This is a genomic window from Allosphingosinicella sp., from assembly GCF_059502505.1.
This window is the reverse complement of sequence record NZ_JCACEU010000016.1, coordinates 500,474-515,056: the sequence shown is the minus strand read 5'-3', so window position 1 is coordinate 515,056 and position 14,583 is coordinate 500,474. Positions and strand designations below refer to the sequence as shown.

The 14,583-nt window shown below is 63.6% G+C and carries 14 protein-coding genes; 11 read left to right on the top strand and 3 right to left on the bottom strand.

The window, feature by feature from the left end:
• On the bottom strand, positions 1-1,356 hold the full coding sequence (locus AC5JBD_RS10865; protein WP_495721814.1) for an ATP-binding protein: 1,356 nt from the start codon (positions 1,354-1,356) through the stop codon (positions 1-3).
• 26 nt (positions 1,357-1,382) lie between these two features.
• Positions 1,383-1,649: an XrtV sorting system accessory protein gene (locus AC5JBD_RS10860; RefSeq protein WP_495721813.1), complete on the bottom strand. Its 267-nt coding sequence runs from the start codon at positions 1,647-1,649 to the stop codon at positions 1,383-1,385.
• A gap of 272 nt (positions 1,650-1,921) precedes the next feature.
• On the opposite strand from AC5JBD_RS10860, the gene AC5JBD_RS10855 reads away from it, so the two are divergent.
• From AC5JBD_RS10855 to AC5JBD_RS10815, 9 genes are read left to right on the top strand one after another with little or no spacing between them, the layout of a single operon-like run.
• Positions 1,922-3,118, top strand: coding sequence for an outer membrane beta-barrel protein (locus AC5JBD_RS10855; RefSeq protein WP_495721812.1), 1,197 nt, complete (start codon positions 1,922-1,924; stop codon positions 3,116-3,118).
• A gap of 14 nt (positions 3,119-3,132) precedes the next feature.
• Positions 3,133-3,960, top strand: a complete 828-nt coding sequence (locus AC5JBD_RS10850; protein ID WP_495721811.1) for a polysaccharide biosynthesis/export family protein — start codon at positions 3,133-3,135, stop codon at positions 3,958-3,960.
• A gap of 15 nt (positions 3,961-3,975) precedes the next feature.
• On the top strand, positions 3,976-5,349 hold the full coding sequence (locus tag AC5JBD_RS10845) for a Wzz/FepE/Etk N-terminal domain-containing protein (protein ID WP_495721810.1): 1,374 nt from the start codon (positions 3,976-3,978) through the stop codon (positions 5,347-5,349).
• Positions 5,346-6,074, top strand: coding sequence for a CpsD/CapB family tyrosine-protein kinase (locus tag AC5JBD_RS10840; protein ID WP_495721809.1), 729 nt, complete (start codon positions 5,346-5,348; stop codon positions 6,072-6,074). The genes AC5JBD_RS10845 and AC5JBD_RS10840 overlap by 4 nt, the downstream gene beginning before the upstream one ends.
• The gene (gene xrtV / locus AC5JBD_RS10835; RefSeq protein ID WP_495721808.1) at positions 6,074-6,958 is read left to right on the top strand and encodes an exosortase V; all 885 of its coding nucleotides are present in this window, start codon (positions 6,074-6,076) and stop codon (positions 6,956-6,958) included. Before AC5JBD_RS10840 ends, xrtV begins: the two co-directional genes overlap by 1 nt.
• Complete coding sequence (gene epsI, locus AC5JBD_RS10830; protein ID WP_495721807.1) at positions 6,955-7,647, top strand: exosortase-associated protein EpsI, V-type; 693 nt, start codon at positions 6,955-6,957, stop codon at positions 7,645-7,647. Before xrtV ends, epsI begins: the two co-directional genes overlap by 4 nt.
• 2 nt (positions 7,648-7,649) lie before the next feature.
• The gene (locus AC5JBD_RS10825) at positions 7,650-9,191 is read left to right on the top strand and encodes an undecaprenyl-phosphate glucose phosphotransferase (RefSeq protein WP_495721806.1); all 1,542 of its coding nucleotides are present in this window, start codon (positions 7,650-7,652) and stop codon (positions 9,189-9,191) included.
• 14 nt (positions 9,192-9,205) lie between these two features.
• The gene (locus tag AC5JBD_RS10820) at positions 9,206-10,129 is read left to right on the top strand and encodes a glycosyltransferase family 2 protein (protein WP_495721805.1); all 924 of its coding nucleotides are present in this window, start codon (positions 9,206-9,208) and stop codon (positions 10,127-10,129) included.
• Positions 10,129-10,287: a hypothetical protein gene (locus AC5JBD_RS10815; protein WP_495721804.1), complete on the top strand. Its 159-nt coding sequence runs from the start codon at positions 10,129-10,131 to the stop codon at positions 10,285-10,287. The genes AC5JBD_RS10820 and AC5JBD_RS10815 overlap by 1 nt, the downstream gene beginning before the upstream one ends.
• 90 nt (positions 10,288-10,377) lie before the next feature.
• Here AC5JBD_RS10815 and AC5JBD_RS10810 read toward each other — a convergent pair whose 3' ends face one another.
• On the bottom strand, positions 10,378-11,394 hold the full coding sequence (locus AC5JBD_RS10810) for an acyltransferase family protein (protein ID WP_495721803.1): 1,017 nt from the start codon (positions 11,392-11,394) through the stop codon (positions 10,378-10,380).
• Positions 11,395-11,843: 449 nt separating this feature from the next.
• Between AC5JBD_RS10810 and AC5JBD_RS10805 the strand changes: the two genes are divergently transcribed.
• Complete coding sequence (locus AC5JBD_RS10805) at positions 11,844-12,020, top strand: hypothetical protein (protein ID WP_495721802.1); 177 nt, start codon at positions 11,844-11,846, stop codon at positions 12,018-12,020.
• A gap of 249 nt (positions 12,021-12,269) precedes the next feature.
• The gene (locus AC5JBD_RS10800; RefSeq protein WP_495721801.1) at positions 12,270-14,546 is read left to right on the top strand and encodes a right-handed parallel beta-helix repeat-containing protein; all 2,277 of its coding nucleotides are present in this window, start codon (positions 12,270-12,272) and stop codon (positions 14,544-14,546) included.
• Positions 14,547-14,583 lie beyond the last annotated feature (37 nt).

Here is a 14,583-nt window from a genome sequence, read left to right as displayed (position 1 = left end):
TCAGGCGCCCCCGAGCAGCCGGTTGCGCGCGAGGCTGATCCAGAGGAAGCTTTGCAGTCCTTCGTCGACGAACCGGTAGCGCGCCTCCGGGCCCGAGCCCTCCCGAAGCATCAGCCTGACCGGGATCAGCTCGTCGCTGATGAAATTCTCGATCCTCGCCACCGTCTCCGGGTTCTTCACTTCGTCCACGATGTCCGGCGCCGAGAACCAGCCGCTCGGCGTTCCCGCGAGATGCACCGTGCAGCCGAGCAGCTCGGCGTGCCGCGCAAGGTCGATGCGGCGCGAGCTCTGGAGCGCAGCGATCGGCAGCCGCGCGGCAGCTTCCTCCACCATGAGGTCGAGGCCTTCCCGCACGTCCTCGATTAGGACTTCCATCCGTCCGGCGGACAATGCGGCAAGGCTGCTGTGATAGCAGACCAGCCGGACCAGATAGGGCGATCCCTGCGACAGATCGTTGATCATCCCGACGATATCCGCGTCGAAACGGATGCCGGATGCCTGCTCGCCGTGGCGGATGATCTCGCTCACCTCCGCCTCGGTCAGCTTCGGGAGCGGAAGCCCCACGACGTTGCGGCGGATTGAGGGAATGTAGCCGATCAGCTCGTGCAAATTGGATGAGACGCCGGCGATGACGAGCTGGACGGGCGCCGCGCGGTCCGAAAGGTTCTTGATCAGCTCGGCGATGTTGAGCCGAAAATCCTCGCTTTCGATTCGATCATATTCGTCGAGCATCAGCAGGATGCGGACGCTGGTGACGCCGCTCAGCAGATCCGCCAGCTCGCGCGCGTCGAACGGACGGTCCGGCAGCAGGCTCGCCAGCGTCGTCTCCGCGCCGCTGCCCGAATCGGTCGGGGAGACGCTTTCGTGGTAGATGAGCGGGATCTCGCGGAGCAGCGTCCGGAACAAGACGTCGAATTGCGAGCCGGCGCCGCACGTCGCGCGCAGTGTCAGATAGTCCGATTCGCGGGCGAGGTCGGAGAGGATGTGCATCAGCGAGGTCTTGCCGATGCCGCGCTCGCCGAACACGACGACATGCGCCAGACGAGTCTCGATCACCTCGATAAGATGGTGGAGCACTTCGATGCGTCCCGCAAAGAGCCGGCGGTCGGTGACCGGCTGGGCCGGCGTGAAGGCTTCGCGAAGCCGGGTGCGGGCGCGCGTGATCTCGCTCCGCTCCGTGCCTTCGCGCCGCACCGCCGCCACGCCCTTGAAGCGGGGAAGATGGTCCTCCCGCTTCGGCGGCCGGGCGACCGTCCAGCTTTCGTCCGCGATCGGCTGCGGCGCAGCCTCCTGCTCCGCGTCGGGCTCCCTGCTGCGGCCGCCGCGGGCGAGAAAGGAGCGGAAATTGAACTTCAAAGTCTGACTTCCTCTTGCCTCGGCGCCTAGCGCAGCGCCGGGAACGGCTTGAGCACCAGGTAGATATAGACGCACACGCCGGCGATCAGCAGCCAGGCGGGGAGCCCATAACCCTCATTGCCGAGATAATTGGCGACCGCCAATCCGACGGACGGGGCAAGATAGTGGAAGATCGTATCGTGATGCTCGACGATCTCCGCATCGTCCTGCTTATTGCCGACCGAGCGCTGCAGGAACAGGACGATCAAGCCCGCAAACAGGGCGATCGTCACCCAGTCGTACACAGTCTGCATCAAACTTCCCCCGACACCCGCGCTTCCGGTCCTCGCCTTCGGCCGATCCCTCCGCAGCCCCACGAGCCGATCCCCGCGTGGCGCCAAAAGCGATAGACGGCAAGGGCGCGCTGCATCGCCTATACTGATCGGATTGCAGTGAAAATGCAAAATCGAGGTAAATCCAGCGACTTGCGGGTGCCCTTTCGGATCGGATTCGTATAAGGCCCGCTTTGCTGTATGTTTATCATGCCAAGGCCGGGGGGCCGGGGAATGATCGGGGAGGGTCCGCATTGTCGAAGATCGCGCCTATGCTCGGGCTCGGCCTCCTGTCGCTCGGTGGAGCGGCGGGCGCGCAAGGCCTGCCGGAGCGCCGGCTCGACATCGGCGTCACGATCCTCAACAGCTACGACACCAACATCCTGAGACTTCCTGAGGGAGCATCCGCGCCGCCGGGCCAGAGCCGCGACGACATCCGCGCCACCCCCAGCTTCACCATCGATGCCGAGCAGCCGCTCGGCCGCCAGTCGGTGTTCCTGGCGGGAACCGTCGGGTATGATTTCTACCGCGAGAATAATGAGCTTGAGCGCGAGCGGATTGAGCTGGCCGGTGGGCTCAATCTCAACCTGCGGTCCTGCGGCTCTAAGCTCACCGTCAGCTATGCGCGGCAGCAAAGCGACCTCGCCGACGTGCTCCCGGGGGAGCGGCAGGTCAACACCCAAACCACCACCTCCTATAGCGGGCAGCTCAGTTGCCGCGGCTTCGGCACTCTCGTGCCCTCCTTCACCTATGACCGGGAACGTACCGAAAATGGCGATCGGATGCGCCGCAGCGGCAATTCGACGAATGACGTTTACGGCTTCTCACTGAATTACGACCGTCCTGTCTTCGGTCGTCTCGGGGTTCAGGCCAGTCTTAGCGAATCGCGCTATGACCGTACTCCCGATCTGCCTCCGGACCAGAGCAACGCGATCACGGTCTATTCCGGCGGCCTCACGTTTGAGCGGCGTATCGGGAGTCAGCTGACGGGCAACATCTCCGGCGGCCTGACGCGCGTCCAGCCCAGCCTCGCCGGTGTTCCCGGCTTCAAGGGGGCTTCCTATTCCGCCGACCTGACATGGACCCCCGGAACGCGACTCCAGGCGACGCTCGGACTGTCGCGCGAAGCGGAGCAGCCGAACCTGCTCAGCATCAGCTATGCGATCACCGACAATTATCAGGCCCAACTGCGCTATGCCCTGGGCGAGCGCATCCGGCTGAGCGCTGGCGCAGACTACAGCCGGCGCAAGCTGCGCGATTCGGCGCTGACCCCGGGCCCGGTGCTTCAGACCGAGGACCGCCGCCTGCTGCTCTCCGCCGGCGGCAGCTATCAAGTCGGGGAACGGCTGACTTTCTCGCTCGACGGCCGGGCGGAGCGGCGCCGCTCCGATTTCGACGAGCTGAGCTTCAACAATTACTCGGTCGCGCTCACCACGCGACTGACCATTTGACGAGGATAGGTGCGATGAACAGACTGATCCGGATGCTTCTGCTGGTGCTGCTCGCCTGGGCGCCCGTGACGGGCGCGACCGCCCAGCAGCCGCCTCAACAGCAGCAGCAGGCTCAGCAGCAAGGCCAGCAAGGCACGTCCGAAGCGGCCGAATATATTCTCGGCCCGGGCGACGTGGTCGAGGTCGACGTGCTCGGCCAGTCCGAGTTCAAGACGCGCGCCCGCGTCCGCTCGGACGGGACGATCGCCCTCCCCTTCCTCGGCAATGTCGCGACGCAGGGCAGCTCGCCCACCGCCTTCGCCCAGCAGGTGGCGAGCTCGCTGGCGGCCGGCGGCTATTACATCAATCCGATCGTAAGCGTGGAGGTGGTGAGCTATGCCAGCCGCTACGTGATCGTGCTCGGCGCGGTCAGCAGCCCCGGCCTGCAGCCGGTCGACCGCGAATATCGCATCTCGGAGATCCTCGCCCGCGCTGGCGGCATCGCCGGCACCGGCGCGGATTACGTCATCCTGACCCGTGCCGACGGCATTGAGCAACGTTTAAACTTCGAGCAGATCGCGACCGGAACCGGGACAGAGGACCCGATGGTAAGCCCCGGAGATAAAATATATGTTCCCTTGGCCGACCAATTTTTCATATATGGCCAAGTGAATGCGCCGGGCGCCTATGCGCTGAAGGACGACATGACGCTGCGCAAGGCGATCGCGCGCAGTGGGGGACTGTCCCCCAGCGGATCGGACAGGCGCGTGTCGGTGTTCCGCAATGGGGAGAAGACCAAGCTTGAGCTCGACGAGGTCGTGCAGGCTGGTGATGTGATCGTAATCGGCGAGCGGTTCTTCTAGGTCAGGGTTGGGTCGATGAGCTTGGTACAATTTTTCCGGATCCTGTACGCGCGGCGGATCATCCTGATCGTCGCGTTGGGGAGCGCCCTGTTCGCCGGCGTCGTCATGATCAACGTGCTGCCGAAGCGTTACACCGCCAGCGCCCGTATCATGCTGGACGTGATCAAGCCGGATCCGGTCACTGGCCAAGTGCTCGGCACCCAGTTCCTGCGTTCCTACACCAAGACGCAGATCGAGCTGATCAAGGACTATCAGACCGCCGGCAAGGTCGTGGACCGCCTTGGCTGGACCAACAATCCGGAGATCGTCCAGTCATATTACTCGACCGACGGCGCCACTGCGGACGGCCTCCGGCGCTGGCTCGCCAATCAGATCATAACCGGCACCGACGCCGGCCTGATCGAAGCCAGCAACATCCTCGAGATCACCTATACCGGCCCCAATCCGGAGCTCGCCAAGCGGATCGTCACCGTAATTCGCGCGGTCTACATGGAGGACAGCCTGGAGAAGAAGCGCGAAAGCGCCGGGCAGACCGCGGACTGGTTCCGGGAGCAGGCCGTGCAGGCCGAATCTCTGGTCAAGGCGGCCGAAGCGGAACGCGCGAAGTTCGCCCAGGATAACGGCATCGTCCTCCAGGCCGACAATACCAGCCTCGAAAGTTCGCGGCTCAACGCCCTGTCCGGCCAGTCCGCGACCGCTGGCCTCGGGGGAGTCACGATTGCGCCAATGGGCGGCGGCGTAAGCCCGACCCAGATGCAGCTCGAGACGGTGACGCAGCAGCTGGCGCAGGCCGGCCAGACGCTCGGCCCGAACCACCCGTCCTTCCAGGCGCTCCAGCGCCAGCGCGCCGTCCTGGAGAAGGTGGTGGCGGAGGAGCGCGCCGGAGCATCTCGGGGCGGCGTCACCGGTCCCGATCCCGCGGCTCGCGCAAATGCGGCCTATGAGGCGCAGAAGCAGAAGGTGGTTGCCCAGAGCGGCGCCGTCGACATGCTGAACCGCATGACCCGCGACATCGAGCTGAAGCGCGAGCAGCTCGCCAAGCTCAGCGATCGCGTCAACGATTCGCGCCTCTCGGCCAATGTCGGCGATACCGGCATGTCGCTGCTCGGCGACGCAACCTCATCCGGTAGCCCGGACTTTCCGAAAGTGCCGCTCGTACTCGCCGGGTCGATCGGGTTCGGGGCCGCGCTGGGCATTGTGCTCGCGCTACTGATCGAGATGATCGGCCGCCGCATCCGTAGCCAGGAAGATCTGGAGCATGCCGCCGGCGCGCCCGTCTTTGCGGAAATCGGCGCCCGGCCGAAGAAGCTCGGCTTCGTTCGCAAGCTGATCGCCCGTCTGGGTGAGCGCACCCGGCGCCGCCAGCCGCTCGCCATCGGTGCCGAATGAGCGCCTTGACCGATCAGCTCGAAGCAGAGCCGCAGGCCGGCACTTCACTCGTTCCCGCACCAGCTGCGCCGGAGCCGGCTGCGGACGCGTCCGACCCGCTGAACGCGCTCGCTGTCATCACCAGCCCCAGCAGCATCATGGCAGAGGCCGTGCGGGCGCTACGCACGCGCATCATGGCCCAGCATGTCCAGATCGGCCGCCGCGCGCTCGCAGTGTGCGGAGCGACGCCCGGCGTGGGATGCTCGTTCATCGCCGCCAATCTTGCGGTGTCGCTGGCCCAGATCGGCGTCCGCACCGCGCTCGTCGATGCCGACCTCAGGCAGCCGAGCCTGTCGAAGCTGCTGGGCGTCCATCACCAGGGACCCGGACTCTCCGAATTCCTGTCCGACCCGGACGTCTACATCCAGGACCTGGTCGAGGAGCCGTTGCTTCCCTGCCTGTCCTTCATCCCGGCCGGTTCCCTCCCCGCCCGGCCGCAGGAACTGCTGGCCTCCGCGCGATTCGCGGCGCTGGCGAGCCACCTGCTGCGCGAGCATCAGGTGACGATCTTCGACACGACGCCGGCCAATGGCTGCACCGACGCCCAGCGCGTCGCCACCGTTGCCGGCTATAGCCTCGTCGTGGCGCGCAAGAACAATTCCTATGTGGACGACCTCGCCACGCTGGCCAAGCTGCTCCGCGCCGACGGCTCGCGTGTAGTCGGCTCCGTCCTGGTGGACTTCTGATGCGGATCGACACGATCACTCCCGCGCCGCGCGCGCACTTCGCGCATCGGCTGCTCGAGCACTGGCCGCTGCTGCTCGGTCTTGCGGTCGTGCTGATACCGACCGTCATCCGCCTTGCGCAGCAGCACTGGTCGACCGAGGCCGGCATGCACGGGCCGATCGTGCTGGCGACTGGCATCTGGCTGATAGCGCGCGAGAAGGACGAGATCATCGCGCTGAGCCGGCGCGGCTCGACCGCCCTGTTTCTCGCGGCTGCGCTTCCTTCGCTGGCGGTATATGTTTTCGGGCGCGCGTTCGGCTTCCTCAGCCTCGAAGCAACGGCGCTGCTGGGCCTGACCGGCGCCATCGCCTATCTTTATCTCGGCGCCGCGGTGCTGAAGCACCTCTGGTTTCCGATCCTTTATCTCTGCTTCCTGATCCCGCTGCCCGGCTGGTTCATGGACTGGGTCACGGCACCGCTGAAGACGGGCATCTCTGTTGCCGCCGTCGAGGCGCTGCAGCCCTTGGGGTACCCGATCGTGCGCGAGGGCGTGATGCTCTACGTCGCCCAATATCAGCTGCTCGTGAAGGATGCCTGTGCTGGTCTCAACTCATTGATAAGTTTGACATCTATCGGGCTTTTTTATATTTATCTCTTGCATCGGGCGTCCTGGCGATACTCGCTGTTCCTGCTCTGCTGGATCATCCCTGTCGCCCTACTTGCAAACTTCATACGCGTGGTCGTCCTGGTGCTCATCACCTATCATTTCGGCGACGCGATGGCGCAGGGCTTCCTCCATTCGACGGCCGGCCTGCTGATGTTCGTCACCGCCTTGGCGGGCATCTTCGTGATCGACGGCCTCAGCTGGCCGATCCGCAAGCGGCTTGCGCGGAGGCACGCATGATCTCGCGGCGCGATATGCTGATTGGGGGGATGCTGCTCGGCGCCTCCGCCGGCGCCTGGGCCTGGACCCCGCGCAACAAGATGTCGCTGATCGGCAACGCCGAGCTGGAGAAACTGATTCCCCAATCGTTCGGGCATTGGCGCTCTCTTCCCGCCTCGGCGCTCGTTGTTCCGGAGGAAGAAGGCAGCCTCGCAACCCAGCTCTACAGCCAGCGCGTCGGCCGCATCTACGCGAACCCGGACAACGAGGCGGCGATGCTGCTGATCGCTTATGGCGGCACGCAGAGCGACTCGCTCCAGCTTCATCGCCCGGAGGTCTGTTACCCGGCCTTCGGCTTCGAGATCCGCGACGCGGCAAACGTACCGATCCCGCTCGGGTCCGACGTTGAAATCCCCGCGAGAAAGCTTGTTGCCGCATCCGCCATGCGCACCGAGCAGATCCTCTACTGGACGCGGATCGGCGAACATCTTCCGGTCACAGGTGCAGAGCAGCGCTGGGCAAGGCTGAGCACCGAGATGAGCGGCACGATTCCGGATGGCGTGCTCGTCCGTATTTCCACCATAGCGAGAAACGCCGAGCGCGGGCTCCAGCTCAACCGCGCTCTCGCCGCCGATTTGATGAAGGCGGTGTCCCCCGGCACGCGGCGCCTGCTCCTCGGCACCGAGCCCGCCAAGGCTCTGGCGAGCTGACCATGGAGGGGATCCAGACCGGGGCCAGCCGGGCGAGAGAGATCCAGAGCGAGTCCAGCGTCGAGGCGGTGTCGTCCGTGGCCGCACCGGCTGCGGCGGAGGAGCTCAGCTCCGGCCGTTCGGGCCCCTCGGCTGGCACGTCCGGCCTGCTCGAGCTCAGCTCGCTGATCCTGCGCGTGGTGGAGCTCGCCGTCCTCGCGCTGGCGGCCCTGGTTTGCACACAGCTGCTGCTCGATTTCCTGAGCCCGGAGCGCGCCCGCGATTATCGCAATGCCGTGCTGGTGGCCGCCGTCTTCTATGCGATCTTCTCCGAGGCGATCGGCGCCTATGACCTGGACGCGCGCTTCTCGGTTCGGTCCGGATGGAGCCGAGTGGCGCTTGCCTGGTTCTCGACCTTCGTCTTCATGCTGACCCTCGGCTTCCTGTTCAAGGCGTCGGAAACCTTCTCCCGCGTCTGGGCGGTAAGCTGGTTCGCGGCCGGCGGCGGCGCGCTGCTGATCTTCCGCACCGGGATGACCTTGTGGCTGAAGCGCCTGCTGCGCCACGGGGCCTTCAATCAGCGCGTGGCAATATTCGGCGCCGGCAAGCAGGGCGCGCGGTTCGTCCAGCACGTCCAGAAAAGCGAGCGCCTCAGCATCGACTTGGTCGGGTTCTACGACGACAAGGCCGTCAACGGCGCCGCTGCCGGCGAAACTAACGTGCCCTTCCGCGGTGGCCTCGACGAGCTGCTCGGCTCGATCCGAGCGGGCCAGATCGACCAGGTCATGGTCGCCCTGCCTTGGTCTGCCGATGACCGTATCCAGGAGATCGTGGCCAAGCTCGCCGTGACGCCGGTCCGCATTCGCCTTGCCCCGGACATGGCCAACTTCATGTACCTCCAGCGCCCGTTCGTCATGCTGGACGGCCTGCCGGTCATGACCCTGTTCGAGCGGCCGATCTCGGGCGCCGACCAGATGGTGAAGAAGGTCGAGGACATGGTGCTGGCGACCGCGCTCACCATCCTGCTCTCGCCATTGCTGCTGCTGATCGCGCTCCTGATCAAGCTCGACAGCTCAGGCCCGGTCTTCTTCCGTCAGCCGCGCGAGGGGTTCAACAACCAGACTTTCTGCATCTGGAAGTTCCGGTCGATGTATACAGACCAGAGCCAGGTCCAGGCCATAGAGCAGGCCCGCAAGGCCGATCCGCGCGTCACCCGTGTCGGCCGCCTGCTCCGCCGCACCAGCCTCGACGAGCTGCCGCAGCTGTTCAACGTGCTGTCGGGAGAGATGTCGCTGGTCGGCCCGCGTCCGCACGCGCCGTCCACCCGTGCGGGCGACCGGCTGTTCGCCGACGTCGTGTCGACCTATGCGGCGCGCCACAAGGTGAAGCCCGGCATCACCGGCTGGGCGCAGGTCAATGGCTGGCGCGGCGAGACCGATACGGAAGAGAAGCTGCTCGCCCGCGTCGAGCACGACCTTCATTATATCGACAATTGGTCGGTCCTGTTCGACCTCGCGATCCTGTTCCGGACCTTCACCGCCTTCTTCTCCTCGCGCGCATATTGAGCGAGGGCCGGAGGGTGAGCGTCGACCTGTCGATCCTGATCGTCAGCTACAATACGCGGCAGGTGACCCTCGACTGCCTGCACAGCCTCTATGCGCATCCGCCGGCCGTGCCCTTCGAAGTGATCCTGCTCGACAACGCTTCAGCCGACGGCTCGGCAGAGGCCGTCGCCGAACACTTCCCGCAGGTGCAGTTGATCGCCATTCGTGAAAATACCGGCTTTGCGGGCGGCAACAACATCGCGGCCGAGCGCGCCACCGGGCGGCGCCTGCTGTTGCTCAACCCCGACACGATCGTCCTCGAAGGCAGCCTTCGCGCGTTGTGGGATTTCGCCGAGGCGCATCCGGACCGCGGCATATGGGGCGGCCGCACCCTGTTCGAGGATGGCAGCCTCAACCCAACCTCCTGCTGGGCCAGGATCACGCCCTGGAGTCTGTTCTGCAGCGCGGCCGGGCTCACCTACCTCTTCCCGGGGAGCCCGCTGTTCAATCCGGAGTCTTATGGCGGCTGGCAGCGCGACAGCGAGCGCGAGGTCGACATCGTCACTGGTTGCTTCCTGCTGATCGACCGCCCGCTCTGGCAACGCCTCGGCGGCTTCGATCGCACCTTCTTCATGTATGCCGAGGAAGCGGATCTTTGTCTGCGCGCGGCCAAGCTAGGCTATCGACCCACGGTCACGCCGAAGGCCGAGATCGTCCATCTGGGCGGCCGCTCGGAAGCGTCGCCGGTCGAGAAGACGATCAAGACGACCCGCGGCCGCGTCACCCTGATCCGCAAGCATTGGCCGGCCTGGCAGCGGGCGGTCGGGCTCACCCTCTTCCGCAGCTGGGCGCTGTCGCGGGCGATCGGCTCGCACGTCGCGCGCGACCGCCGCGGCGGATCGAGCGACAAGTGGAAGACGATCTGGAGCCGCCGCTCCGAATGGCTAAGCGGCTATTAATGCCGAACGGCGTCATCGAAGGCTTCGCCCTCGTCTGGGGCAGCGCGCCGCAGCGCAGCCTTTTCGGCTTCGATCCGGTCAAGACCATTGGTGTAGCGGCGGCCAGCCAGAAACGCGGCTATGCCGAACAGAAGTTGAAGGATCAGCCATTCCATTAAGTTTTCCGATCACAGGGATGTTGGCAGCCTATGTTGGCGCTACCAGCAGGCATCAATACGCCGAACATGGCGAAGCCTCGTCGGTCCATGTCAAGCCGATGTCGCGAGCTTCGGATTTGGCCCAGCCAGCCGGTCCTTCATTCGAAGGAATGGACGCTCGACTACGTAATAAGATGCGACCGCAGCCGCATAACCAATGAGCGGCAGGACGAACCAAGCGCTCTCCGGTACATGATGACGTCCAATGACTATGATTGGAAAATGCCAGAGATAGATACCGTAGGAAATCTTGCCGGTGAACACGAGCGGCCTCCAGGACAAAATCGTGCGAAACCAGCCATTCCCGGATGCAGACGCAATCAGCCATGCAGCGAGAACCCCGATGATCGCATAGCCGAACGCAAGCACGAGTGGCTCCTGGACATATACGAAGAGGAACCACATCACCATCAATAGAAGGGGCAAAGCTGCGCCGCCCCGCGCCGTTTTCCACGGATGAAGTGCCAAGATGCACCCGATGAGGATCGGGTCAGCGTGCGTATCGAAACCGTTGTAGATCCGCTCATAGCCAGCGCCCGCCACGATCATTGCCACTCGCCAGCCGACGGCAGCGGCAAGCAGAACCACCGCGCCCCGCAACGAATTTGAACTACGGAGCAACGCGATTAGGATTATCGGCCAAACGAGGTAGAATTGCTCCTCGATTGCGAGTGACCAGGTATGCCCGATCTCCGAATCGCCCCATCCGAGGGCCCTGCTCCAATTCGTGAGATACGTGATCGCCATCAGCGCATCGAACGGCGCATCGCCCATCTCGTCTCGCGTCACGGCGGTAAAGACCAGATATGCGAGGACGAGAGCCGCAAGCGCGGGCGCGAGACGCAACGCGCGCCGGATGTAGAAGCGCCTGAAGTCGATCTGCCCGGTGCTGGTCCACTCGCGGACCAATATTTGCGTAATCAAATAACCGCTGAGCACAAAAAACAGGTCCACGCCGGCCCAGCCGCCCGGCAATTTGTCAGGCCACGTGTGGAACAGGACAACGGCGATGACGGCGACTGCACGGAGCCCGTCCAACGCCGGGTCATATTTGAGGCTACGAGACATCGTCTTTACCTGCCCACCATAGAATTCCGAAACGTACTTCGATCACGCCCCGGCACTTGCGATCAGAAAATCTTGCTGACGGGGCAGCATCTTTGAGCAAGCCCTCTCACCTTCTCGTATAGGCATGTTTTTGAACAGCATAGAGAGAATTGAGCTCAGGTAGACGACTCCGAGCTGTTTCAAGACGCATAAGGCTGCACTGTCCGTGGTAACCTTCCCCGCAATGAGATTCGAGCTGGTCCACTTCAACAGCGTGATCGAGTATGTCGGCCACTGACCGGAGCTGATGCAGATGGCGGATGGAGTGCGGCGCTTGCGCCCCCTACGCATCCCGACGCCAAACATCTCGTTCCCCATCGACCCGCATCTCCAGCTGCCGCCGATCCACCGGCTGCGCGAGCCGGCGCGGCTCGGCCGGCTTGCCCGGTTCGGGCAAAGCGCCTCTGGACGTGTCCGGCGCCACCATGTCCGTGCAGCACCTCTCGCTGCTCAACGTGACCCGGAACATGTATTCGATTTCGGAGGCGGAACTGCAGCTGGGGCGTGCCATGGAATTGACGAAGTCCCTCATTGCAATCAGAAGAAAATGGTGGTTAATCAATCAAGAATTGCGGGGCGTGGCTTAAGGCCGTGATCAAACCTGCGACTGTATCCTGCGCGGGGTTTCTCAGCAGAAACAGACACTTTGCTTGTCTCCGATGCCATGGGGCGGGTCTCTCGCAGCTGCATGGTCCCGCAGCCTGTGGGAAAGACCGGGGTAACCACGGATGTTCAGCATGGCTTTAATGCAGGCGGTTATTGTTGCCTGTGTAGCGGTCGCCTCCTGCCTGTTGTCGGGAGGCTGCGACCGGCCACTGGAACGGACGGAGCAAATCATGGCAACGCATAATGTGTCCAGCGCGAGCCAGCTCGCGGCCGCACTGGCGAGCGCTCAAGGGGGCGACCGTATTGTGCTGGCCGGTGGAAACTACGGAACACTGAAGCTTAACGACCGCAACTTCACCAGCAAAGTTGAGATCGAGTCGGCCGATCCGGCCAATCCCGCACATTTCGAGTATATCACCGTCTCCAGCAGCCGGAACTTGGCCTTCAAGGGCCTCGATATCGGATTCGCATTAGCGCCGGGACAGCCCAATTTCGCGACAATGGCGAGCGTCACCAACAGCTCGTTCATTACGTTCGAAAGCATCGCATTCCACGGTTCTCTCGACAACAATTCGGCGAATGACGGAAATGGTCTCAACGTCCTTCGAAGCGACCATGTCGCTGTGCTAAATTCGACCTTCGAGCAGCTCGGCCGAGCGCTTATGATCGGCGACACCTCGCACGTCGAGGTTCTCGACAATGACTTCCACGATCTTCGCAGCGACGGCGCCGATTTCGCAGACGTCCAGCACGTCGTCATCGCCCGCAACAATTTTCGCGATTTCTATCCCGATTCCGATGATCATCCGGACGCCATCCAGTTCTGGACCAGCGGGACGACTCAGGCATCCACCGATATCCTCATTGAGGACAACGTGATTCTGCAAGGCGATGGTGGCGGCCTGCAGGGAATCTTCCTTCGGGATCAGATCGGAACTTTGCCTTACGAGCGGGTCACGATCCTCAACAATCTCGTCTACATCAATCAAGGATCCGGCAACGGCATAACCGTGGGTGGTGGCAAGGACATCATCGTCCAAAGCAACAGCGTCGTCTCCCAGAAGTCTGCTGCGGGTGAGATCTGGATCCGTCTGGAGCGGGTAACTGGTGGCCTCATCGAGGGCAACGTCGCCGACTCTCTCATCAATTCGACGAACACCGGCGTTATCGCGACTCGGAACATCTTGCTCGACAAGTCCCCTGAGCGAGCGAGCGAGATACGCGAGCTCAATCTCGGCGCAGGAGCTCGGCCCGCCGGTCTCCAGATCGACGGCATCGGCTACCAGTCAGACGGTGGACCGGAACCACTTAAGACGCCGAAGATCGGCGATGCGAACCCCAACGGGTTCTACATGGGTAAAACCCTGACGGCACTGGATTTCATCGATGGGCTCGGCGCAAGCGACGCGTTGGGGCTCCAGGGGAATTACGCAGGGTTCACCTTCGGCCGATATAATCTGCTGAATATCGAGACCGTCGCGTTGATCTCCGGATCCGATACGCGCTTCGGCGACACGGCCAACAACCGCTACAGCTACGATCTCACAGCCGTCGATGCGAACGTCGCCGCAGGTGCCAGATTGATCGTGAATGCAGCGGTGCTTCTCCAGGGGGAGAACTTCACCTTCAACGGCTCTGCCGAGACGGATGGCAGCTTCTTCATCTATGGTGGACAGGGCCGCGACACCCTCACCGGCGGCGCCGGGAGCGATTCCTTTTACATGGCAGAAGGCCGCTTCAATGCGGGCGATCGTATCGAGGGCGGGGCGGGTAACGACGCCGTCGCCTTGCGCGGCGACTATAGCGGCGCGAACGCGATCGTGTTCGCTGCCGATGCCCTTTCCAACATCGAAACGGTCGCCCTCACCTCAGCAAGCGACGTGCGCTACATGGCGGGCACAGGAATGAGACTGAGCTACGACTTGACCGTGCACGATGCCAACCTCGCCGCTGGCCAGGTGATGACCTATAATGCCGGTCAGCTGGCTGCCGGAGAGACCTTCAAGTTCGACGGCAGAGCCGAGACGGATGGCCATTTCCGCCTGTTCGGGGGTGCCGGAGACGACACCATTCTGGGCGGCGCCGGGAATGACCTCATCTATGGTGGACTTGGTCGTGACCAGCTGAACGGCGGGGCGGGATCCGACACCTTCCAGTTTAAGTCAGCGGCGGAATCGACAGGTCCGAACTGCGACCAGTTGATTGGCTTCGACTGCAGGACCGACAAGCTGGATTTGGCCGGCAATCTCGCCGGTCTCTCGGACGTCGTGAACAGCGGTAGTCTCTCGTCCGGCTCGTTCGACGGCGACCTCTCAGCTGCGCTCGGCGCCTTCCTGGGTGCGGGTGAAGCAGCATTGTTCACGGCCAGTACGGGCGACATGGCCGGGCGCTCCTTCCTGGTGGTCGATGCCAATGGCCAAGCGGGCTATCAGGCCGGCGCGGACTTCGTGATCGAGTTGGTCAATCCGCTCGTGCCGATCAATCCTGCGCTCGATTTCTTTGTCTGAAGCAGCGGGGCCTTCGGCACAAGAAAGCGGCGGCACC